Source organism: Lentzea kristufekii (assembly GCF_033949925.1).
GTDB lineage: Bacteria > Actinomycetota > Actinomycetes > Mycobacteriales > Pseudonocardiaceae > Lentzea > Lentzea kristufekii.
Genome location: NZ_JAXAVV010000005.1, coordinates 335,430 through 357,579 on the forward strand (window position 1 = coordinate 335,430; position 22,150 = coordinate 357,579).

General features: G+C 67.6%; 22 protein-coding genes. 15 read left to right on the forward strand and 7 right to left on the reverse strand.

The window, feature by feature from the left end; translation table 11 throughout:
• The first annotated feature begins 116 nt into the window (after positions 1 to 116).
• Positions 117 to 587: a transcriptional regulator NrdR gene (gene nrdR, locus SK571_RS13230; protein WP_266042139.1), complete on the forward strand. Its 471-nt coding sequence runs from the start codon at positions 117 to 119 to the stop codon at positions 585 to 587.
• Positions 588 to 652: 65 nt separating this feature from the next.
• Entirely contained in the window at positions 653 to 3,475 is a 2,823-nt protein-coding gene (locus tag SK571_RS13235; RefSeq protein WP_319984327.1) for a vitamin B12-dependent ribonucleotide reductase, read from the forward strand.
• 28 nt (positions 3,476 to 3,503) lie between these two features.
• On the opposite strand, the gene SK571_RS13240 is transcribed toward SK571_RS13235, so the two are convergent.
• A complete protein-coding gene (locus SK571_RS13240; RefSeq protein WP_319984328.1) occupies positions 3,504 to 4,025 on the reverse strand; it encodes an HNH endonuclease in 522 nt (173 codons plus the stop codon).
• Positions 4,026 to 4,126: 101 nt separating this feature from the next.
• Here SK571_RS13240 and SK571_RS13245 point away from each other — a divergent pair, with 101 nt between their 5' ends.
• From SK571_RS13245 to SK571_RS13265, 5 genes are all read left to right on the forward strand, one after another.
• Positions 4,127 to 4,678 (forward strand): hypothetical protein, encoded by a 552-nt coding sequence (locus SK571_RS13245; RefSeq protein WP_319984329.1) that lies wholly within the window; start codon positions 4,127 to 4,129, stop codon positions 4,676 to 4,678.
• Positions 4,679 to 4,739: 61 nt separating this feature from the next.
• A complete protein-coding gene (locus SK571_RS13250; protein ID WP_319984330.1) occupies positions 4,740 to 5,630 on the forward strand; it encodes an ADP-ribosylglycohydrolase family protein in 891 nt (296 codons plus the stop codon).
• Between the two features lie 82 nt (positions 5,631 to 5,712).
• Positions 5,713 to 6,744, forward strand: coding sequence for a PEP/pyruvate-binding domain-containing protein (locus tag SK571_RS13255; protein ID WP_319984331.1), 1,032 nt, complete (start codon positions 5,713 to 5,715; stop codon positions 6,742 to 6,744).
• A 1,202-nt stretch (positions 6,745 to 7,946) separates the two neighbouring features.
• The gene (locus SK571_RS13260) at positions 7,947 to 8,240 is read left to right on the forward strand and encodes a PEP-utilizing enzyme (RefSeq protein ID WP_319984472.1); all 294 of its coding nucleotides are present in this window, start codon (positions 7,947 to 7,949) and stop codon (positions 8,238 to 8,240) included.
• 10 nt (positions 8,241 to 8,250) lie between these two features.
• Positions 8,251 to 8,907 (forward strand): EcsC family protein, encoded by a 657-nt coding sequence (locus SK571_RS13265; protein WP_319984332.1) that lies wholly within the window; start codon positions 8,251 to 8,253, stop codon positions 8,905 to 8,907.
• On the opposite strand, the gene SK571_RS13270 is transcribed toward SK571_RS13265, so the two are convergent.
• The gene (locus SK571_RS13270) at positions 8,904 to 9,662 is read right to left on the reverse strand and encodes a bestrophin-like domain (RefSeq protein ID WP_319984333.1); all 759 of its coding nucleotides are present in this window, start codon (positions 9,660 to 9,662) and stop codon (positions 8,904 to 8,906) included. The genes SK571_RS13265 and SK571_RS13270 overlap by 4 nt on opposite strands.
• A gap of 87 nt (positions 9,663 to 9,749) precedes the next feature.
• Between SK571_RS13270 and SK571_RS13275 the strand changes: the two genes are divergently transcribed.
• From SK571_RS13275 to SK571_RS13290, 4 genes are all read left to right on the forward strand, one after another.
• Complete coding sequence (locus SK571_RS13275; protein WP_406601973.1) at positions 9,750 to 10,946, forward strand: DUF6923 family protein; 1,197 nt, start codon at positions 9,750 to 9,752, stop codon at positions 10,944 to 10,946.
• 209 nt (positions 10,947 to 11,155) lie between these two features.
• Positions 11,156 to 11,323, forward strand: a complete 168-nt coding sequence (locus SK571_RS13280; protein ID WP_176929635.1) for a hypothetical protein — start codon at positions 11,156 to 11,158, stop codon at positions 11,321 to 11,323.
• Positions 11,324 to 11,467: 144 nt separating this feature from the next.
• A complete protein-coding gene (locus tag SK571_RS13285) occupies positions 11,468 to 11,896 on the forward strand; it encodes a CBS domain-containing protein (RefSeq protein WP_319984335.1) in 429 nt (142 codons plus the stop codon).
• Between the two features lie 41 nt (positions 11,897 to 11,937).
• Entirely contained in the window at positions 11,938 to 12,600 is a 663-nt protein-coding gene (locus tag SK571_RS13290) for an MBL fold metallo-hydrolase (RefSeq protein WP_319984336.1), read from the forward strand.
• Here SK571_RS13290 and SK571_RS13295 read toward each other — a convergent pair.
• The gene (locus SK571_RS13295) at positions 12,519 to 12,863 is read right to left on the reverse strand and encodes an ArsR/SmtB family transcription factor (protein WP_319984337.1); all 345 of its coding nucleotides are present in this window, start codon (positions 12,861 to 12,863) and stop codon (positions 12,519 to 12,521) included. The two genes, SK571_RS13290 and SK571_RS13295, sit on opposite strands and share 82 nt — an antisense overlap.
• A 144-nt stretch (positions 12,864 to 13,007) precedes the next feature.
• Between SK571_RS13295 and SK571_RS13300 the strand changes: the two genes are divergently transcribed.
• Together SK571_RS13300 and SK571_RS13305 are read left to right on the forward strand one after the other, a co-directional pair.
• Positions 13,008 to 13,973 carry a DUF3500 domain-containing protein gene (locus SK571_RS13300; protein WP_319984338.1) on the forward strand — a complete coding sequence of 322 codons (966 nt, stop codon included), beginning with the start codon at positions 13,008 to 13,010 and terminating at the stop codon, positions 13,971 to 13,973.
• Between the two features lie 13 nt (positions 13,974 to 13,986).
• Complete coding sequence (locus SK571_RS13305; protein WP_319984339.1) at positions 13,987 to 14,616, forward strand: endonuclease V; 630 nt, start codon at positions 13,987 to 13,989, stop codon at positions 14,614 to 14,616.
• Here SK571_RS13305 and lspA read toward each other — a convergent pair.
• Both lspA and SK571_RS13315 read right to left on the reverse strand, forming a co-directional pair.
• Positions 14,588 to 15,073: a signal peptidase II gene (lspA, locus tag SK571_RS13310; protein ID WP_090073316.1), complete on the reverse strand. Its 486-nt coding sequence runs from the start codon at positions 15,071 to 15,073 to the stop codon at positions 14,588 to 14,590. The two genes, SK571_RS13305 and lspA, sit on opposite strands and share 29 nt — an antisense overlap.
• A 142-nt stretch (positions 15,074 to 15,215) precedes the next feature.
• Positions 15,216 to 16,514, reverse strand: a complete 1,299-nt coding sequence (locus tag SK571_RS13315) for a 6-phospho-beta-glucosidase (protein ID WP_319984340.1) — start codon at positions 16,512 to 16,514, stop codon at positions 15,216 to 15,218.
• 289 nt (positions 16,515 to 16,803) lie between these two features.
• On the opposite strand from SK571_RS13315, the gene SK571_RS13320 reads away from it, so the two are divergent.
• Complete coding sequence (locus SK571_RS13320; RefSeq protein ID WP_319984341.1) at positions 16,804 to 18,828, forward strand: helicase; 2,025 nt, start codon at positions 16,804 to 16,806, stop codon at positions 18,826 to 18,828.
• Here the strand turns inward: SK571_RS13320 and cutA are convergent.
• Together cutA and add are read right to left on the reverse strand one after the other, a co-directional pair.
• Complete coding sequence (gene cutA / locus SK571_RS13325) at positions 18,811 to 19,125, reverse strand: divalent-cation tolerance protein CutA (protein ID WP_319984342.1); 315 nt, start codon at positions 19,123 to 19,125, stop codon at positions 18,811 to 18,813. The genes SK571_RS13320 and cutA overlap by 18 nt on opposite strands.
• Positions 19,122 to 20,123, reverse strand: a complete 1,002-nt coding sequence (add, locus tag SK571_RS13330) for an adenosine deaminase (protein ID WP_319984343.1) — start codon at positions 20,121 to 20,123, stop codon at positions 19,122 to 19,124. Before add ends, cutA begins: the two co-directional genes overlap by 4 nt.
• 107 nt (positions 20,124 to 20,230) lie before the next feature.
• On the opposite strand from add, the gene SK571_RS13335 reads away from it, so the two are divergent.
• Complete coding sequence (locus SK571_RS13335) at positions 20,231 to 22,030, forward strand: Xaa-Pro dipeptidyl-peptidase (protein ID WP_319984344.1); 1,800 nt, start codon at positions 20,231 to 20,233, stop codon at positions 22,028 to 22,030.
• Positions 22,031 to 22,150: the final 120 nt, after the last annotated feature.

Sequence of the window (22,150 nt, forward strand, 5' to 3'; positions counted from 1 at the left end):
CTAGGTTCTACCCCTACATCTAGTGGTTACACCGTCGTAAGTAGTCCACAGGTTGTGGGTAACCCGACCAGTGAGGCTGCTGCGATGGGTGCTGCGCTGAGAAGGGGGGAAGTGCCGTGCGGTGTCCGTTCTGCCGTCATTCGGACTCGCGGGTGGTCGACTCCCGTGAAGTCGACGAGGGACAGGTGATCCGTCGTCGCCGCTCCTGCAACAGCTGCAGCCGCAGGTTCACCACGGTCGAAGAAGCGGTTCTCGCCGTGGTCAAGCGCTCCGGGGTGACGGAGCCGTTCAGCCGCGACAAGGTGGTCGTCGGCGTGCGCAGGGCGTGTCAGGGCCGCCCGGTCGACGAGGACGCGTTCCAGCAACTCGCCCAGCGGGTGGAAGAGTCGATCCGGTCGACCGGATGCGCGGAAATCGCCAGTCACGAGGTGGGTCTCGCCATTCTCGGCCCCCTGCGTGAGCTCGACGAGGTCGCTTATCTGCGCTTCGCGAGCGTGTATCGCTCCTTCTCCTCGGTAGAGGACTTCGAGAAGGAAATCCTTGATCTTCGCACTGCCCGCGCCGAGGACACTCCGGCCGAGCAGTGATCCGCGTGTGCCCGAGCGCGCGCAGCCACCATCTTTTCTAAGCACCAGTACGAGGGAGATCCACCGTGACCGAGACCGTCGGCGGCTCAGCCAAGAAGACAGCCGCACGGGCGGCTGCGAAGCCTGCCGCGCTGAAGTTCCAGCGCGTCTACACCACCGAAGGCCGCCACCCCTATGACGAGGTCACGTGGGAGCGCCGCGACGTCGTCATGACGAACTGGCGCGACGGCTCGGTGAACTTCGAGCAGCGCGGTGTCGAGTTCCCCGAGTTCTGGTCGGTGAACGCCACGAACATCGTCACCAGCAAGTACTTCCGCGGTGCCGTCGGCAGCGAGAAGCGCGAGCAGTCGCTGCGGCAGCTGATCGACCGCGTCGTGAAGACCTACGTGGGCGCCGGCAAGGAGCACGGCTACTTCACGGGTGAGCAGGACGCCGAGATCTTCGAGCACGAGCTCACCTACATGCTTCTGCACCAGGTGTTCAGCTTCAACTCGCCGGTGTGGTTCAACGTCGGCACGACCTCGCCGCAGCAGGTCAGCGCGTGCTTCATCCTCGCGGTCGACGACACGATGGAGTCGATCCTCAACTGGTACCGCGAGGAGGGCCTGATCTTCAAGGGCGGCTCCGGTGCCGGCCTGAACCTCTCGCGCATCCGTTCGTCGAAGGAGCTGCTGTCCTCCGGCGGCACCGCCTCGGGCCCGGTGTCGTTCATGCGTGGCGCCGACGCGTCCGCGGGCACCATCAAGTCCGGTGGCGCCACCCGCCGCGCGGCCAAGATGGTCGTTCTCGACGTCGACCACCCGGACGTCGAGGAGTTCATCGAGACCAAGGCGAAGGAAGAGAACAAGATCCGCGCGCTCCGCGATGCCGGGTTCGACATGGACCTGGGCGGCGCGGACATCGTGTCGGTGCAGTACCAGAACGCGAACAACTCGATCCGCGTGTCGGACGAGTTCATGCACGCCTACGAGAGCGGCGGCGACTTCGGCCTGCGCGCGCGTCAGACCGGTGAGGTCATCGAGCGCGTCGACGCCAAGTCGCTGTTCGGCAAGCTCGCCCAGGCGGCGTGGGCCTGTGCCGACCCCGGCATCCAGTACGACGACACGATCAACGACTGGCACACCTGCCCCGAGTCGGGCCGCATCACCGCGTCCAACCCGTGCTCGGAGTACATGCACCTCGACAACTCGAGCTGCAACCTCGCGTCGCTGAACCTGATGAAGTTCCTCGGTGACGACGGCCGCTTCGACGCCGTCACGTTCGCCAAGGCCGTCGAGCTGATCATCACCGCGATGGACATCTCGATCTGCTTCGCGGACTTCCCGACCGAGCCGATCGCGGACACCACCCGCAGGTTCCGCCAGCTCGGCATCGGCTACGCCAACCTCGGCGCACTGCTGATGGCGACCGGCCACGCGTACGACTCCGAGGGCGGCCGCGCGCTCGCCGCGACCATCACCTCGCTGATGACCGGTGTCTCGTACCGCCGTTCCGCCGAGCTCGCGGGCATGGTCGGCGCGTACGACGGCTACAAGCGCAACGCCACGGCGCACCAGCGCGTCATGCGCAAGCACGCCGCCGCCAACGACCTGATCCGCACCTACCACGCGAACGACTCGTCGGTGCACAAGGTCGCGACCGAGGCGTGGCAGCAGGCGCTGGAGATCGGCGCGAAGAACGGCTGGCGCAACGCCCAGGCGTCCGTGCTGGCCCCCACCGGCACCATCGGCCTGATGATGGACTGCGACACCACCGGTATCGAGCCGGACCTGGCCCTGGTCAAGTTCAAGAAGCTCGTCGGCGGCGGCTCGATGCAGATCGTGAACCAGACGGTGCCGCGCGCGCTGAAGTCGCTGGGCTACCAGGACGAGCAGATCGAGGCGATCGTCGAGTTCATCGCCGAGCACGGCCACGTCGTCGACGCGCCGGGCCTGCGCCGCGAGCACTACGAGGTCTTCGACTGCGCCATGGGCGAGCGTTCCATCGCGCCCATGGGCCACGTGCGGATGATGGCGGCCACGCAGCCGTTCCTGTCCGGCGCGATCTCCAAGACGGTCAACATGCCGGAGACGGCGACCGTCGAGGAGGTCGAGGAGATCTACTACCAGGGCTGGAAGCTCGGCCTGAAGGCGCTCGCGATCTACCGCGACAACTGCAAGGTCGGCCAGCCGCTGTCCGCCGGCAAGGGCGCGAACAACGGCGCCGAGGCCAAGACCGAGACGGTCGTCGAGTACCGCCCGGTCCGCAAGCGCCTGCCGAAGAAGCGCCCGTCGCAGACCGTGTCGTTCACGGTCGGTGGCGCCGAGGGCTACCTGCACGCCGGCTCCTACCCGGACAACGGCCTGGGCGAGATCTTCGTCAAGCTGGGCAAGCAGGGCTCCACGCTCGCCGGCGTGATGGACGCGTTCTCCATGTCCATCTCGGTGGGCCTGCAGTACGGCATCCCGCTGGAGTTCTACGTCTCGAAGTTCCAGAACCTGCGCTTCGAGCCGGCGGGCATGACCGACGACCCGGACGTGCGCATCGCGACGTCCGTGCTGGACTACCTGTTCCGCCGCCTGGCGCTGGACTACCTGTCCTACGACAAGCGCGCGCAGCTCGGCATCTTCACCGCCGACGAGCGTTCGGCGCAGGTGGCCGGCGAGTACGGCGCGCCGTCGTCCGATGTGGACCTCGAGGGTCTGCGCGGATCGGTGGAGGCCGCTCCGAAGCAGGTCGAGGCCGCCGTCGAGACGCCGAAGCAGGTGGGCAGCTCGACCGAGCTGCTGGAGCTGCACCTGGGCAAGGCCGCGGACGCGCCGCTGTGCATGACCTGTGGCACGAAGATGCGTCCGGCCGGCTCGTGCTACCTGTGCGAGGGCTGCGGCAGCACCTCCGGCTGCAGCTGATCCTCTAGTTGATCTGTACGGCGGACCGTCACGGCAACTTGATGCCGTGGCGGTCCGCCAGCTTCTTCTCGATCTCCGCGATCACGCACGCGATCGTCGACGGGTTGAGCCGGCCCTCCCCGAAGCGCACGACGGTCTTCGCGAACTCGGCCGCGGCCAGCGCCCGGCACTCGGCGTTCAGCGACCGGTGGTTGACCGCCGCTTCCTCGAAGCACTCCAGCGGCTTGCGGCCGAAGATGACCTCGAACTCCTCCCAGCCGCGCAACGTCCAGTACGTGTCGTAGGACGAGGCGGACGTCGCGCGCAGCCACCGCCACAGGTACCGCGGGTCCTGGTGGCTCGGCGACTCGCCGACGCACCGCCCGCACAACAGCACGAGGTTGTCCGTGGTGCGACTGCCGCCCATTGACGCAGGCACGACGAGGTGTTGCTCCAGTGAGGACCTGTAACCGCAGCGCCAGCACCGTTCGTGGGCCGTGCTCCAGTCGATGACGAGCTCGACCTCGTGCTCGACCCAGTACGCGACGATCTGCTGGTTGCTGATGCTCATGTGATCCTTCCCCAGTTGTTGCTGCCTCCCCTGTCGGTCATGAAGGCGATTCCGTTTCGCCTACCCGCAACTGATAGAACATCTCGCATTAAGGGGGAGAGATGCCTTCGTTCGACGACTTACGCCGGTACCTGCTCGGTCAGCTCAATGCGGCTGTCCGGCGTCCCGGCATGTACGGCGGTGAGGCGGTGATCCTCACCCTGCTCGACGCGCTGGCGTTCGCCGACGACCGCACGGACCGGTGGCAGACCGAGCTCGAGTCGTTGGTCAAGCGCGGCGCGGCGAACGCGGCGATGGTCAGCGGCGCGGTGCACGAGGCGCTCGGGCACCGCAGCGAGGACGTCATGGCGTCGGTGTACGCGGACCTCGCGCACCGGCAGGGCTGGCTGTCCCTCGATGCCGACAGCCGGATCCCCGGCGTGCTGGGGGAGCGGGACTGCCTGCTCGACGACGTGATCGCCGAGTACGGGGAGCCGCCGTTGTGGCTGGGCGGCACTAATCCCAAGTACTCGAAGACGCTCGGCTACCCGGACCGTTCGGGGGCGCTGGTGTTCTTCCACTTCATGCCGGAGATGCGGCTGATGGCCACGCGGCGTGGTGACGGCGGCTTCCGCGACAGCTTCGTCTTCACACCTGCCGGGCTGTCCCGCTGAACTCCTCGATCAATCCAAACCCATGTGCCGAGGGTAGGTCGAACCGGTAAAATCGCAGGTGATGCGCATAGTTCTGCACACTCGTGCGCGCCTTGACCTCGCATACGCCTCGCTCGACGGGCTCTCCGTCGGCGACGCTCTGGGCGCTCAGTTCTTCATGGTCGGCCGCTCGTTGCCCGACCTCGTGGCCGGCAAGCCGCCACGGGGTCCGTGGGAGTGGACCGACGACACCGAAATGGCCTGCAACCTCGTCGCCGAGCTCCGTGACCACGGCGACGTCGATCGAACCCGGCTCGCGGCGACGTTCGCCGATCGGTGCGAGCCCTATCGCGGTTACGGCGCAGGGGCTTTCACCATCCTGCGCAAGATTCGCCAGGGCACGCCGTGGAAAGAGGCGGCCTCCAGCGCGTTCGACGGTCAAGGCTCGTGCGGCAACGGGGCGGCGATGCGGATCGCACCCCTGGGCGCCTACTTCGCCGACGACCCTCGAACCGTTACGACGCAAGCGATCCGAGCCAGCGAGGTGACGCACCAGCATCCCGAGGGCGTCATGGGCGGCCTCGCGGCGGCCGTCGCGGCGAAAGCGCGGCTGACGGGCACACCTCCGCCTGATCTGCTCGGGACCGTGCTCGACCACCTCGAAGACTCGTTCGTGCGCAAGGGGATCGACAAGGCGCGCAAGATCGGCGACGCCGAAGAGGCCGCGTACGTCCTGGGCAACGGCTCGCGGGTGACGGCGCAGGACACCGTGCCGTTCACGCTCTGGGTCGCCGCCCACCACCTCGACGACTACCGCGCCGCCATCACGGCGTGCGTCAGGGCGGGTGGTGACGTCGACACGACGGCCGCGATCGTCGGTGGCATCGTCGCGAGCCCGCCGGAGGAGTGGCGACGGGAGCGCGAGCCCCTTCCGGACTGGGTGGAGCGCTCTGATCAGGAGGTTCAATCCTGAGCGCGTGATTTATTCATCGCGTGTTGAGTTCTTGGTGGAATGCTCGTAGCCTCCTCTCCAGGCGGAACCTGGAGGGGTGACCATGACGTTCACCATCGGCTTCAAGTCCATCGACGGCACGATGCTCGCCGAGGTGGGCGGCAAGGCCGCGAACCTCGGTGAGCTCGCCAGGGCCGGCCTGCCGGTGCCGCGGGGTTTCTGCGTCACCACCGACGCCTACCGCGCCGTCGCGCGCGCCGACGAGCTGGCGGCCACCACTGCGGAGAACGCCCGCAGGACGTTGCTGGAAACCGCGGTGCCGCAGGAGATCCGGGACGCGATCGTCGCCGAGTACCACGAACTCGGCGACGGTGGCGGCCCCGGGTTCCCCGTCGCGGTGCGGTCCAGCGCCACGGCCGAGGACCTGCCGTTCGCGAGCTTCGCGGGCCAGCAGGACACGTTCCTCAACGTCGTCGGCGAGGATGAGGTGGTCGACGCCGTGCGCCGGTGCTGGGCGTCGCTGTGGACGGACCGCGCGGTCAGCTACCGCAACGCCAACGGCATCGATCACACCACGACCTACCTGGCCGTCGTCGTGCAACGGATGGTGCAGTCCGCGGTGTCCGGCGTGATGTTCACGGCGAACCCGGTCACCGGCACGCGCGACCAGATCGTCATCGACGCGAGCCCCGGTCTCGGTGAGGCCGTGGTCTCCGGTGCCGTCAACCCCGATCACTTCGTCGTCAACGGCAACGAGATCGTCGAGAAACGGCTGGGGGACAAGAGGATCGTCATCCGCTCACTACCCGGTGGCGGTACCGAGCACGTCGAGGTCGGCGAAAGCGCCGACCAGTGCCTCACCGACGGGCAGATCCACGGGCTCGCCGTCCTCGGCCGCAAGGTGCAGCGGCACTACGGCTCGCCCCAGGACATCGAGTGGGGATCGACGACGACGGCGAACCGCACCTCACCCAGGCGCGGCCGATCACGACGCTGTTTCCGGTGCCGGACAACCCGGACGGCAACGCGCACGTCTACTTCTGCTTCAGCCTCGCGCAGGGACTCGAACGACCGGTCACGCCGATGGGGCGCGCGACGTTCCGGGAGATCTCCAAGTCCGCCTTCGAGATCGTGATCGGCGACCCGCAGAGCAAGTCCTATGTGGAGAACGGCGAGCGCATCTTCTTCGACGTCACCAAGGTGTTGCAGAGCGCGGTGGGCCGCGAGTTCGTCGCGCGACTGCTCGGCGTGATGGAGGCGCGCTCCTCCGAGGTGCTGCGCGGCCTGTTCGACGACCCGAGGTTCGCGATCAGGGACTCCTCGCCGACACCCGCGTTGAAGCGCGTTCTCAGGCTCGCCCGCCGCTTCCGCGTGCCCGTGACGGTGGTGAAGGCGCTGGCGAACCCCGAGAAGGCCGTGCGTGACGCCTTGCTGCTGGAACGCCAGATCCTGGAGAAGTCCGCGACCCTCTCGATCGAGCAGGCGCTGCAGCAGTGCGTCGTGCCGGTGCTGCCCCGCCTCGCACCCACCGCCCTGGTCGGGTTCGCGCTGCTCGGCCTGGTCGGCAAGGTCGTGAAGACCAGGCCGGGGGAGTTGCAGACCGTGCTGCGCGGCCTGCCGAACAACATCACCACCGAGATGGACATGGCGATGTGGGACCTCGCGCAGGAGATCCGGCGCGATCCCCTCGCGCTGCGGCAGTTCCAGAACGGTGAACGTCCGGCCGCCCTCGACCGCTTCCTCGCGCGGTGGGGCCACCGCGCCGTCGCCGAGATCGACCTGGGCCTGCCGCGGTGGTCCGACGACCCGGCGCACGTCATCGGCGTCATCAAGAACTTCCTGCGCCTGGAAGGCGACCAGGTCCACCCCGACGCGGTCTTCGCACGCGGTGCCGCCGAGGCCGAGGCGATGATCGACACGCTTGCCCGCCGTGCCCGAGGCCGGGGCTGGTTCGTGCGCTTCGCGTTGCGCCGCACCAGGTTGCTCGCCGGTCTGCGGGAGTACCCGAAGTACCTGGTCATCACGTTGTTCGGGACGCTTCGGAAGCGCATCACCGGCATCGGTGCCGAACTCGTCGCTGCCGGCCGGCTGGATGTCACGGACGACGTGTTCTTCCTGAACTTCGAGGAAATGCGCTCCCCGCAAGGCGATCTGCGTCCGATCGTGGCCGGGCGCCGCGAGGTCTACGACCGCGAGATGCGACGCAGGCACATCCCGCGCGTGCTGCTGTCGGACGGCACGGAACCGGAAGCCGAGCACCACGGCGTCTCCGTGGAGGGTGATCTCGTCGGCACACCGGCGTCGGCGGGCACGATCACCGGTATCGCGCGCGTCGTCATGGACCCGGTCGGGGCGCACCTCGAACCTGGCGAGATCCTCGTGGCGCCGTCGACGGACCCGGGGTGGACGCCGTTGTTCCTGACGGCCGGCGGCCTCGTGATGGAGATGGGAGGCGCGAACTCCCACGGCGCGGTCGTGGCGCGGGAGTACGGCATTCCGGCGGTCGTGGGCGTGCGCGAGGCCGTGACGCGGATCAGGACCGGCGAGCGGATCACCGTGGACGGCAGCACGGGCGCGGTGACCACGCTGGAGTCGCCGGTTGAGGTCTCAGAGCGTCGGCCGGACGCGTAATGTCGGGTTCGTGGCTGAGTCCAAGGGTGAGCTGAACAAGGCCCAGCAGGGCATCGCCGACTACCTGCTGCGCGCGGGCGTTGACGGCTTCGGGCCGTTCAAGGGCGCCCGCGAGGCGGCGTCCGACGCGCTCGTCAAGAAGGGCGACGAGACCGACGCGATCAAGCACCTCATCCGCACGCACGTGGCGCTGGCGGGCGCGCAGGGCTTCATCACGAACCTCGGCGGCCTGATCACGCTGCCGATCTCGCTTCCGTCCAACGTCGCCGCCACCTACGTCATCCAGACGCACCTCATCGCGTCCATCGCGTCGGTGCGCGGCCACGACGTGGACAGCGACGAGGTGCAGATGGCCATCCTGCTGTGCCTTCTCGGCAATGCCGGAACCGAGCTGTTCAAGAAAGTCGGCATCAAGCAGTTCACCAAGAAGGCCGCGTCGGCACTCATCACAAAATACGGTACAAAGAAACTCGGCACCGTCGCGGCGAAGGGCGTTCCGCTGCTGGGCGGCGTCATCGGCGGTGGCGTCGACGCCGCGTCCACCAGGGCGGTCGGCGCATTCGCGAATCGCTACTTCACTCACACGGACGTATTGCCGAAGTTCATCGACGGCGAGGTGCTGTCCGTCGAGATCGAGGAAGCGGACGGAACGACCGATCCGCGCTAGCTCAGCCGGTCCAGCGCGGAACTGAACGCGTCCGGCGGGATGAGCACGCCACCGCTGAACGGGTTCTGCAGCTGGTGGATCGCGAACAGCAGCAGGACCAGCGTCGAGCTCAGCGTGATCGTGATCAGCAGCTGTGAGGTCAGGGTCGGCCCGCCGAACAGGTACGGGAACATCAGCGAGAGCCCAGTGCCGATCAGCAGCGCGAGCCACACGACCGGGTTGACCCCGTTGTCCGCCGCGTCCAGCCGTTCCTGCCTGGCCTGGTAGACCTCCCACAGCTGGTTCGCCGCCTCGGCCTTGCGGTCCTCCTGCCAGCCGCCGTCCGGCGCCGCCGTCGAGATCGTGTCCTTGAGCTGGTTCAACGTGGTCCAGCCCTGGTTGCCGACCTCCTCGCCGTCGCGCATGCGGGGCCACTCGTCGTCGACGACGGTCGACACGTAGTCGCGGATCAGCTGATCGACCTTCGACTTCGCGGGTTCCGGCAGCGAGTCCGACGACCAGTTGACGGCGACCAGCGCGTTGGCCTCCTTCTGCACCTGTTCCTCGGCGCCGTTGGCCGAGTCGAACAGGGAGATCAGGATGAACGCGGCGAGCACCGCGTGCAGGCCGGCGACGATGCTGAACACCGACCCGCCCGCGCCGAGGTTCTTCTCGCCCACTTCGGCCGAGCCGAACCGGCGGGTGATGACGACGAGAACGGCGGAGATGGCGGCGGCACCGAGAACCCAAAGCGTGCCGCTGAGGTAAATGCTCAATTCGGCTCCTTTCTGGTGTGGGATTAGACCACGGTCTACTGTGGCCGGTACAGCACGGTCTGGTTGGCGAGTAATGGTCAGGTGGGAATGCGCGGCAACAGCACAAATACCCGGTTGTCGTATTGGGCTACTCCATACCGGTGGCGGCGGGATTCGCTCGCGTTGAGCGCTGTCTCGTCGCTATTGGTGCTTTCCGCGCCGTTCACCAGCGCCGTTGCTCAGGCCGCACCGCAGAACTGTGACGCTTATCAAGTACGTTCATCCCATCGTGGAGACTTTTCGACATTCACGAAAGTGGACGTGTCATCCGGTGGGGTGACGGAAGTGGCCCGCCTGGACTACGCGGTGAATGCACTGGGGTACTCGCCGGCCCTGGGTCGTCTGGTGGGACTCACGTCCAAGGGGCATCACTGGTGGAAGAACCCGTCGCACGTCGTGCTGATCGACACCAAGGGCGTGGTCAACGACCTCGGACCCGTTGACGCGCACTGGTTCCGCACTGACGACGTGTCGGCGGGCGCGGTCGTCGGCACCACGTTCTACGTGCGCGACCACGCCCTGCTGCACGCCATCGACATCGACCCGGACAGCCCGTCGTACCTCAAGATCGTGCGCACCGTGGTGCTGGACTGGCCCGCCCTGACGCTCGACGACTTCACCGCCGACCCGGCGAGCGGCAAGCTGACCGGGGTGTCGGCCGCGGGCCGGGGGCCGGCTGAGGTCGTGTCGTTCGACCCGGTGACCGGGCGGGTGCTGACCAGGGCGGAGATCGCCGAACTGCCCGGCAAGTCCACGTACGGTGCCGTGCTGATCGACTCGGCCGGCACCGTCTACGCCGTCAACAACGGTTACAGGGGCCGCAGCCGCGTCTACCGCCTCACGGGCACCACGGCCGTGGAACTCTCGACCGGCCCGCAGATGGGCATGATCGACGCGGCGGGCTGCCTGCCGAACCCGATGCCGCCGCGCGTCGAACCGCCGGCACCCCGCCCCGAGGTGCCGCCGCCCCCGACGCCGCCCGCTCCTCCCGCGCCGATCCCGGCTCCCGCTCCAGTGCCCGCGCCGGTCGTGCCGCCACCTCCGGCCACCACGGCCACACCGCCTCCCGTTCCGCCGCGGCAACCGGTGCCGGTGCGTGCCGCGCGTCAGAAACCCGAGCCCCGCAAGGAACTCGCGCTCGACCCGGAGACGACCCCGATGACCAAGTCCCGCAAGTGGGCGATGGTCACCGTCATCCTCGTGATGCTCGGCGCCGGCGCGGCCGCCGCTCGGGTCCGGGGTTAGAACACGATCTAATTCGGTTGGCACGAGGCGGCGGCATCGCTAGCGTTGCGGACATGCTCTTCATCTGATGAAGCCCCCGCAGCGCTCTCGACGCTGCCCTCGCGACCTCGTCGTCGCGCTCGTCTCCGGTGACCCATGCGCGGGTCCATCTCTCACGGCCGTCGTTTCGCCGTGCCCTTTGCACGCCCTCTCCGCGAGGAGGCTTTCGCATGCCTGACACCACCCAACCCCAGCCCGAGCCGGGCAACCGCGCTGCGCGACGTGCGCAGAAGCGGGGCAAGCAGGACCAGAACACGCACTTCCAGCTGCCGCAGCAGCGTGTGCCGATGGTCCATCCGCGCCAGTTCGCGACCCGTCGCCGCGGAGGATCCGCGTAGCCGACGCCGAACCAGGCGCGACACCAGCAGAGGACGTGGCCGAACGGCTACGTCCTCTGCTCCCTTCGTGGGCTTGATCTCCCGTTCTGTCCGGATCCGATCTAGCCTGAGTTGCTACCGGACCGACAGGATCGGAGGCGCCAGGTGAGGATCGCTGACGTTTTGCGGACCAAGGGATCGGCGGTCGCGACAATCGCCCCGGACGTCCCGGTGTCCGAACTGCTCAGAGCGCTCGCCGAACACAACATCGGCGCGATCGTCGTCGTCGGTTCGTCCGGCGTGGCGGGGATCGTGTCGGAGCGCGACGTGGTGCGCCGGCTGCACGAGGCCGGCGCGGACCTGCTGTCTTCTCCCGTGTCGGCGATCATGACCGCCGACGTCTTCACCTGTTCGCCGTCGGACACGGTGGACAGCCTCACGGTCGTGATGACCGAGCGGCGCTTCCGCCACGTGCCCGTGCTGTCCGACGGGCAACTGGTCGGGATCGTCAGCATCGGCGACGTGGTGAAGAGCCGGATCGGGCAGCTCGAGCAGTCGCAGGACCAGTTGCAGGCCTACATCGTCCAAGGCTGACCGGCGTTCCGGCCCCGGAACGCCTCAGTACGCTGGATCGGGTGAAACCTTCTCCTGACCGGCCCGAACTCCTCCCAGAACTGGTGGAGGTCGCACCAGGGGTCCACGCCTACATCCAGCCCGACGGGTCCTGGATGATCAACAACACCGGCGTCGTCGTCGGCTCGGACGACACGCTGCTGCTCGTGGACACCACGTCCACCGAGGCACGCAACCGCGCGTTGCTCGCCTTGGTGGCGTCGGCGTCCTCAGCCGCGCCCAGCTACGTGATCAACACCCACCACCACGGCGACCACACCTTCGGCAACTGGCTCATGCCGCCCTCGACCGTGATCGTCGGCCACGAGGTATGCCGCGAAGAGGTGCTCGCCGCCGGCCTGCTCGCCGCGCAGGTCCTGACGGGCCCGGACTACGGCCACATCAAGGTCCGCCCGCCGTCGCTCACCTACAGCACCTCTCTGACGCTGCACCTGGGCACGCGCGTGGTCGAACTGCACCACCCCGGCCCAGCGCACACCCGCGGCGACACCGTCGTGTGGCTCCCGGCCGAGCGCGTCCTGTTCACCGGCGACCTGGTCTTCGCGGGCGGCCAGCCGTTCCTCGCCGAGGGCAGCATCCAGGGCTACCTGTCAGCACTCTCCTGTTCGGCGCTCTCGACCGTGAGCTTCAAGCCGACCAGCGCCGCTGCCCAGTTCTCCTCGTAGTGCGAGACCCACCGCTGGTGGATCTGCTGGATGGGCACGGGATTCAGGTGGTTGACCCGCTTCCGGCCCCGCGGCTCCACAAGCACCAGATCGGCCTCGCGGAGCACACCGAGGTGCTGCATGACGACGTGCCGGCTGGTCTCCAGCGCCTCGATCAGTTCGCCCGTGGTGCGCGGCCCCGTGCGCAGAACGTCGAGAATCGCGCGCCTCAGGGGATTCGCGAGGGCGCGCCAGACGGCGTCGTCATCATGTGGCAACTTCATTACGTAAGTTTTCTAACACCTATCACTCGAGGTGTCGAGCATCGGAGCGGTAATATCGGCGCGGCTCCCGGCGGCATACCTCGGCCGCGTGGCCAGTACCCGCTACCTGCTGCTCCGCGACCTCAAGGCCTATAAGTTCGAATCATGCTGCACGACGTCGCCGACGCCACGCACCAGTATATTAGTTTGCTAGCCGCTGACCAGCGCGAACATGCGATTCGGGCGGTCACTGACGACGACCTGAGGCATCGCTGGGCGTATACACCCGGTACACGCCCAGGCCTCGCGCTAGGTGAACTTCGGCGCGACCAGCGCAAGGCCGTGCACGGCATGCTCGCGACCGTGCTCAGCCCGCACGCCTATGCGCAGGCCGCAGCGGTGATGGCGTTGGAGGATGTGCTCGACCACCGCGAAGGCGGGCACCGCGATCGGCACAACGGCGACTTCTGGACGGTCCTCTTCGGCACGCCCGGCGGTGACGACCCTTGGGGCTGGCGCGTCGAAGGACACCACCTGTCGGTGAACGTCGTCATCGCCGACGGCCGCGTGTCGGCGACACCGTTCTTCCTGGGCGCCAACCCGGCCCGCGTCACCTACCGCGGCCGCGTCGTGGGCCAGCCACTGCGACTGGAAGAGGAGCTCGCCCGCGAACTCCTGGACCGCATGGGCCCGACCGCCCGCCGCCTGGCCGTCGTCTCGGACACCGCTCCGGACGACATCCGCAGTGGGAACTCGCCACGCATCAGCCCGTCCGAACCGATCGGCGTGACGCCGGCCCAGCTCGGCAAACCCGCCGCGGAGCTGCTCGTCGACATCGTCCGCTTCTACCTCGACCGGCTCTCCTACGAACTGGCCGACGAGGAGTTCGCCCAGCTCGACCCGGAGCGCCTGCACTTCTCGTGGGAAGGCTCGCTGCGCCGAGGCGAAGGCCACTACTACCGCGTCCAAGGCCCGGACCTGCTCATCGAATACGACAACACGGCCAACGAGGCCAACCACGTCCACACGGTCTGGCGTCGCCATTCAGGTGACTTCGGCGACGACCTCCTCGCCGCCCACTACAACGAGTCACGGCACACTGGCGTCCGTGGAGTGGCCCAGAACGGTTGACGACGCTGTCGCAATGCAAGAACGCCTGCGCACCCAGGTGATCGCCACCAGCGCCCCTGACCTGCGCATAAACACCGTGGCAGGCCTGGACGTTGGCTACCGTAGCAATGACTCGGTTGCGGGCGTTTGCGTGGTGTTCGATGCAAAGACGCTGGCCGTCCTCGACGAGGTGGTCGTCGAGGACACGACGGACTTTCCGTACATCGCCGGGCTCTTCGCGTTCCGCGAGATGCCGGTCCTGCTGCGGACCCTCGATCAGGTGACCGTCGCGCCCGACCTGTTGGTCGCGGACGGTCAGGGCCTCGCGCACCCGCGCCGGTTCGGCCTGGCGTGCCATCTCGGTGTGCACACGGGCATCCCGAGCATCGGTGTCGCGAAGAATCCGATGGGCACCTTCGAGCAGCCCGGCCACGCCCGCGGGTCGATGAGCGACCTCGTCATGGACGGCGACAACGGCGACGAGGTCGTCGGCAGGGCCCTGCGCACGCAAGACGGCGTGAAGCCCGTCTTCGTGTCGGTCGGCCACAAGATCGACTTGGACCGGGCGTGCGCCGAGGTGTTGCGTCTGGCCCCGCGCTACCGGCTGCCCGAGACGACCCGCCGCGCCGACACGCTCACTCGGCAGGTTGCTTCGTCGGGGTGAAGCTCAGCAGCACGAGCAAGATCGCACCACAGACCAGCGCGATGTCCGCGACGTTGCCGACGAACCAGCCGTTGTAGTCGAGGAAGTCGACGACGTGCCCGCGCGCGAAGCCCGGCGGCCGGAACAGCCGGTCGAGCAGGTGCGTCGTCGCGCCGCCCAGCATCAACGCGAGCGCGGCCGCCCGCAGCCTCGTCTGCGGCTGCATGCCGTACCGCGCGAGCATCACGACGGCGACGGCCGCGACGATGGTGAAGATCCACGTCGACCCCGCGCCGATAGAGAACGCGGCACCGGGGTTGTAGAGGAGCCGGAGCTGCAGGAACTCCCCGAGCACGGGAATGGGCGCGCGGCCGGTCAGCGCGCTCTCGGCCCAGAACTTCGTGGCCTGGTCCAGCAGCAGCACGAGCACGGCGATGCCCATGACGAGCGGCACGCGGCGAGAGGTGGTGGTGTCCATTTGCAGACGAGCGTAGTTAAGAACACCACCACTCGGCATCAGACCCTCGTCACTCCTTGAACGCTCTGAGGTCGTCAACGTCGATCGCCGCCTGAAACTCGTCGTCCAGCGTCAGCGATCGGTCCGTCACGAGTCCACGATCTCAGGACGTAGAGCGGAAGGCTCCGGACAGGAGCGGATGCGCGTCGACGATCTTGCGGGCGATGCTCACGGAGTCAACGAGCGGATGTAGCGCCAACGCTTTCACCGCGTGTGCGCGCTCACCGCTGATGGCGGCCTTGATGGTGGCGCGTTCGACGACCTTGAGCGCGGTGACGAGCCCGACGCCCTCGTCCGGCACCTGGCTGACCGAGGCAGGCCGCGCGCCGTTCGCGTCGACAAGGCTCGGCACCTCGATGATGGCGTCTGCGTCAAGGCACGCCAACGTCGTCTTGTTGGGCACGTTGAGGATCAAGGTGGCTCGGTCGTCGGACGCGATGGCGTGCATCAGGTCGAGGGCGACCCGCTCGTAGCCTCCGCCGTCGAGGTCGTCGCTGTCGCGTTCGTCGTCGCGGGTCTCGGCCATGTAGGTCTGCTCGCGTTCGAGACGGGTCCGCTCCCAGCTGTCCCACGAAGGAGCTGTGTAGAACTGCTTCTGCTGTTCCAGCAGGAACGCCCCGCGCGACGCGCCGGACTCCACTGCCTCACGCGTGAAGTAGTAGTAGTGCAGGTACTCGTTCGGAATGGCTCCCAACGTCCGCAACCACTCCGAGCCGAACAGCTTGCCCTCCTCGAACGACTCGAGCCGCTCCGTGTCCGCGAGCAGATCCGGCAGCACATCCCGTCCGCGTACGTGGACGCCGCGCAGCCAGCCGAGGTGGTTGAGGCCGGCGTAGTCGAGCCACACGTCTGCGAGATCGGCACCGACCGCCCGCGCGACACGCTTGCCGAGCCCGACGGGGGAGTCGCAGATGCCGATGACTCGACTGCCGAGGTGCGCCGCCATCGCCTCGGTGACCATGCCGGCGGGATTCGTGAAGTTGATGACCCATGCGTCCGGCGCGTGCATTGCTATGCGGCGTGCGATGTCGAGCGCGACGGGCACGGTGCGCAGACCGTAGGCGACGCCGCCCGCGCCGACTGTCTCCTGGCCGAGCACACCGCAGCCCGCCGCGACGCTCTCGTCGGCCGCACGTCCTTCGAGCCCGCCGACGCGGATCGCGGAGAACACGAAGTCCGCCCCGCGCAACGCCTCGTCGAGGTCGGTCGACGCCGTCACCGCCGGCGCATCCGATACATCAGTCGCGAGCTCGGCGAGAACGCCTCCGATCGCGGAGAGCCGGGCTGCGTCGAGATCGTGCAGCACGACCTCGGTCACGCGACCGGGGGAGCGATCGGCCAGCAACGCGCGATAGACGAGTGGCACACGGAAGCCGCCTCCGCCCAGGATAACCAGCTTCATGCCTTCACCACATCCATTCAGGCCTCTTCCGCAGTGGTGGCCGCTTCGCTGAATCCTACATTTCCAAGTGCGGTCGACGACGAATTGCCGAAGGTTCGTCGGTCCCGCTACTGGCGGGTGGATGCAGGGCCTGTGGCCACCCGCCGGGCCTGCTGACCAGGCTGATCGGCTTCATCGCGGGCTCTCGCAAAGGGTGCCGCGCACGACTGAAGTGTGATACAAAGAATGGCTTTGGGCTTTCGGAATGAATTTTCCGAGAAGATAGCAAGATTGTATCACAGGGGGCAAGGTGTTGGCGAGCGAACAGGCACGAATCACCTCTCTGTATGAAAGGCTCGACAAAGAACGGAACAAAGCGGCCGCCGATCTTGCGGCCGCGCTGCGGGACATCACCACGCCACGACTGGACCGCGAGGCCGCCGTCGAGGTGCTGACCAGGCAAGTGGGGAAGTACCGCGCGGCGGAGGCGGGACTGTGCTTCGGGCGCATCGACTCGGAGAAGGGCGACTTCACCTACATCGGACGGGTCGGGCTGTTCGACGACGACTTTGAACCGCTGCTGCTGGACTGGCGCGCCCCTGCGGCGCGTCCGTTCTACACGGCGACCGCCGCGAACCCGGAGGGTGTCGTACTGCGGCGGCACTTCCGTGTTCGTGATCGGGAGCTGTGCGACTTCCACGACGACGAACTGCTGACCGACACGACGGCATTGCTCGACGCCCTCAACGCACCGCGGACCGAGACGATGCGCGACATCGTCGCGACCATCCAGGCCGAGCAGGACGAGATCATCCGCTACTCGGGCCCCGGCGTGCTGGTGATCGAAGGTGGTCCCGGCACGGGCAAGACCGCCGTGGCCCTGCATCGCGTGGCATACCTGCTGTATACGCGTCGTGAACGCCTGTCCCGCCACGGAGTGCTGATCGTCGGCCCGAACACCGGCTTCCTCCGCTACGTCGGCGACGTCCTGCCGTCGCTCGGGGAGACCGACGTCGTGTTCGCGACACCCGGCGAGCTGTATCCCGGCATCGCGACCGACATCGAGGACACCCCGGAGTTGCAACGGCTGAAAGGCGACATATCAGTTCTGGATCTCCTGGCCGTCGCGGTCGCCGACCGGCAGGAACTTCCCGACGAGCCCGTCGAGATCGAGCTGGAGGACGTGGTCGTCCCGCTGGACGCGCACGTCGCCGCCGTCGCGCGGGAGAAGACGCGCTACTACGGGCTGCCGCACAACGCCGCGCGCAAGTACTTCTTCCTCGCGCTTGCCGAGGAACTCGTCGCGCCGGCGATGCGGCTGATCGGTGTCGACTGGCCGGAGATCGAGGAGGACGTCCGCCACGAACTCCGGCACAGCCACGCAGTGCGCGACGCCGTGGACAGGCTGTGGCCGCTGCTCACACCGGAACAGTTGCTCGCCGACTTGTACGAGGGCCGCTGTTTCCGGATCGGTGCACCGGAGCTGCACCGGCCTGATGCCGAAGCCTGGACGGTGTCCGACGTGCCGTTGCTGGACGAGCTCGCCGATCTGCTCGGGTCCGACGGAGCCGCGGAACGAGCGGCGCGGCGAGAAGAGGAGGAACAGCTCGACTACGCGCGCGGCGTCATGGACGTCCTGTCGATCGACGAGCGCGCGGACTCCGAGGAGTACATCGTCACGGACTTCGTCAACGCCGAAGTGCTGGCCGCCCGGCACGAGGTCCACGACCAGCGCACTCTCGCCGAACGAGCCGCCGGAGACCGCACGTGGACCTATGGCCACGTCGTCGTGGACGAGGCGCAGGAACTGTCCGCAATGGACTGGCGTGTGCTCCTGCGCCGATGCCCGAACAGGTCCATGACCGTGGTCGGCGACCTGGCCCAGCGCCAGGCGGCGGGCGGCGTCCGGAGCTGGGGATCGGTGTTCGACCGGTTCACCTACCGCAGGCTGGAGGTCAACTACCGCACCCCCGGCGAGATCATGGCCGTCGCCACCCCGGTCCTGAAGCTCGTCGACCCCGACGCGTCGGCACCGGTGTCGGTGCGCGAGGCCGGAGTACGTCCATGGGCTCGTCACGTGACTGATATATCGGTGGCTGTGCGCGACGAACTCGACGCACACGCCGATGCATGCAACGAACGCACGATCGCAGTCATCGGCGAAGGCTGGATGCCACCGCGAGCGGCGAAGGGGCTGGAGTTCGACGTCGTTCTCGTCGTCGAACCGCAACGCATGGCGCCCAGCGAGCTGTACGTGGCGTTGACGAGGGCGACGCAACGGCTCGGCGTCCTGCACACCGAGCCGTTGCCACGTCACCTAAGAGGTCTCCTCTGAGACCCACGCGAGGTAGTCGTCGTTGCCCCCGATCACGGGGGTGATGACGACCTCTGGCACGTCATAGGTGTGATTCGCCTTGATGTGCTCGACGAGTTCGTCGACGCGAATGGCAGACGTCTTCACGACGCACTGCCATTCCGCGTCGACGCGCACCTCACCGTCCCACCGGTAGACGCTGCGGATCGGCACGATCTGCACGCACGCGCCAAGCCGTGCCTCGACGATGCCTCTCGCCAGCGACTCCGCAGCCTCGGCGGAGTCGACCGTCGTCGTCACCACACTCGCACCGCTCACAGGACGTCGATCTCCTTCAGAAGTTGGTCCTTCAGATCGGCAGGCGCGTACGACGCCCGCACTGCCGCCCGCGCGAGGCCGGCGAGTTCGTCGCGGCCGAACCCGAACCGCTCGTGGCACAGCAGGTACTCGCGGTCGAGATCGGTGTGGAACATGCCGGGGTCGTCGGTGCTGATCGTCACCGGCACGCCGGCCTCCACGAGCAGCGGCAACGGATGCTGGTCCAGCGACATCACCGCACCCGTGCGGATGTTCGACGTCGGGCACACCTCCACCACGACGCCCTCGTCGGCAAGATGCCGCACCAGGTCCGGATCCTGCACCGCGCTGACGCCGTGCCCGATCCGTTCGGCACGCAGATCGTGCAGCGCGGCCCAGATCTCGCTGGGCGGCGTCGTCTCACCGGCGTGCGGCACCATGTGCAGCCCGGCGTCTCGCGCCATCGCGAACGCCTCGCGGAACTTCGTTCTCGGCGAGTCCGACTCGAATCCGCCCAGCCCGAACCCGACCAGCCCTTCGGGCCGGTGTTCCGTCGCGAACCGCGCACTCGTCATGCCCCAGTCGCGGTCCCAGGTACCGGGAACGTCGAAGATCCACTGCAACGTCACGCCGTGCACGGCGAGCGCCTCGTCGCGGCCTGCGTTCAACGCCTCGACGAGTTCGTCCGGCGCGATGCCCGCCCGCAGGTGGCTGGTCGCGCTGATCGTCAGCTCTGCATATCGGACATTGGTCCGTGCGGCGTCACGGGCGTATCCGACGATGAGCGTGCGGACGTCCTCGCCGGTGGTGACCAGGTCGTTGACGATGCCGTAGACGTTGATGAAGTGGCGGAAGTCCCTGAACTCGTAGAACTTCCGCAAAGCGGCCTCGTCGGTCGGCACTCGGCCGCCTGGGTGGTGGCGTGCGAGCGCGAGAACGGTGTCGACGGAAGCCGCGCCCACGAGGTGGACGTGCAGTTCGGCCTTCGGCAACGCGTGGACGAAGTCGGAAATGTGCACGGCCCATGCTCTCAGGTCAAGGGCCGTTCGACGGGTGACATGTCTTGCAGTCAAAGGAGAGGGTGCAGGGCGATCCCTGTCTCTGGCTTCCGCATTGGGGGTGCCTCGTGAGGGGCGCACGAAGAGTTGCACTGCTGACAGCGGTGCTGGTTCTGCCATTCCTGCCCACGACGGCCCAAGCCGCCGAAGGGCCGGTGTTCAAGGACGGCGAGGCGCAACCCGTCTTCGATCCGAAGGACGTGGTGAAGGAGAGCCTCTGGGTCCGGGCGCCGGTCGACAGCGACCGCGACGGCAAGGACGACGAGGTCTACACCGAGGTCGTCCGACCGCGCGCCACCGAACGCGGTCTCAAGGTCCCCGTCGTCTACATGGTCAGCCCGTACTTCTCCGGCGGTAACGACGTTGCCAATCACAACGTCGACGTCGAGTTGTACGTGCCGGACAAGCGCAACGGCCGTTTGCTGAAGTCCTCCGCCGACGAACGCATCACCGCCGCCCTCGGCCCGAACCCGATCACGTCGGGTCGCTACGAGGCCTACTTCATCGCACGTGGCTACGCCGTCGTCTACGCCGAATCGCTCGGCACCGGCAAGTCGACGGGCTGCCCGACGACGGGTGACGTCAACGAAACGATCGGCGCGCGCGTCGTCGTCGACTGGCTCAACGGCCGTGCGACCGCACGCACCGCCACGGGCGAAGCCATCAAGGCGACCTGGTCGACCGGCAAGACCGGAATGATGGGCGTCTCCTACAACGGAACGCTGCCCAACGCCGTCGCCTCGACCGGTGTGCGCGGCCTCGAAGCCATCGTGCCGATCGCCGCGATCTCCAGCTGGTACGACTACTACCGCGCGGACGGCGCCGTCGTCGCACCCGGCACGTTCCAGGGCGAGGACGCGGACGTGCTCGCCGAGTACGTCTACACGCGCGCCGACAGGGAAATCTGCAAGCCGATCATCGCCGAGATCGCGAAGGACCAGGACCGCGTCACAGGTGACTACAGCCGGTTCTGGGACAAGCGCAACTACATGAACGACGTCCACAAGGTCCGTGCGGCCGTGCTGGCAGTGCACGGGCTCAACGACTGGAACGTCAAGATGACGCACGTCGAGCAGTGGTACTCGGCGTTGAAGAAGGTCGGTGCGCCGCACAAGATCTGGCTGCACCAGTCCGGGCACACGGACGCCGACACGCTGCGTTCGGTCGAGTGGCGGCGCACGCTCAACCGCTGGTTCACCCAGTACCTCTGGGGTCACCGCAACGGCGTCGACAAGGAACCCAAGGCGACGCTGCAGCGCGAGGACAAGACGTGGGTCGACGAGAAGGACTGGCCGGCTCCCGGCACGTCCGACGTGCGGCTGCGGCTGTCCGCGGGCGGATCCACCAAGGGCGGCCTCGGAATCCTGCCCGGCCGCGGTGTCGAGAAGCTGACCGACGACGCGACGAAGACGGCTGAGTCGCTGATCGACCTGGCGACCTCCCCGAACCGCCTCTCCTACACCTCGGAGCCGGCGAAGAAGCCGGTGCGGCTGTCGGGCAGGTCGACGGCGAACCTGCGGGTCGCGTTCGACCGGCCTGCGGCGAACGTGACGACGCTGCTCGTCGACCGTGCACCGGACGGGAGGTCGCACGTCATCACGCGTGGTTCGACCGACCCGCAGAACCGGGCGCGGCCGGACAAGACGTCGCCGATCAAGCCCGGCAAGTTCTACGACGTCGAGGTGCCGATCGTGCCGGACGACTACGTCCTGCAGGCCGGTCACCGGATCGAGTTCGTCGTGATCTCCAGCGACTACGACTACACGCTGCGCCCGCAGCCGGGTGCCGGCCTGTCGGTCGACCTCACCCGGACGTCGGTGGAGCTGCCGGTCGTCGGCGGCTGGCGCTCCGTGTTCCAGTCGTTCTGACGTGTTGCCGCGCTTCGGTCTCCCGAGACCGAAGCGCGGCAACCTAGCACCCACCCCCGACACACCCTCGCTCGCGAGCACTCCAAGATCTCAACCTGTCCACAGCCGCTGAGTTGTCCA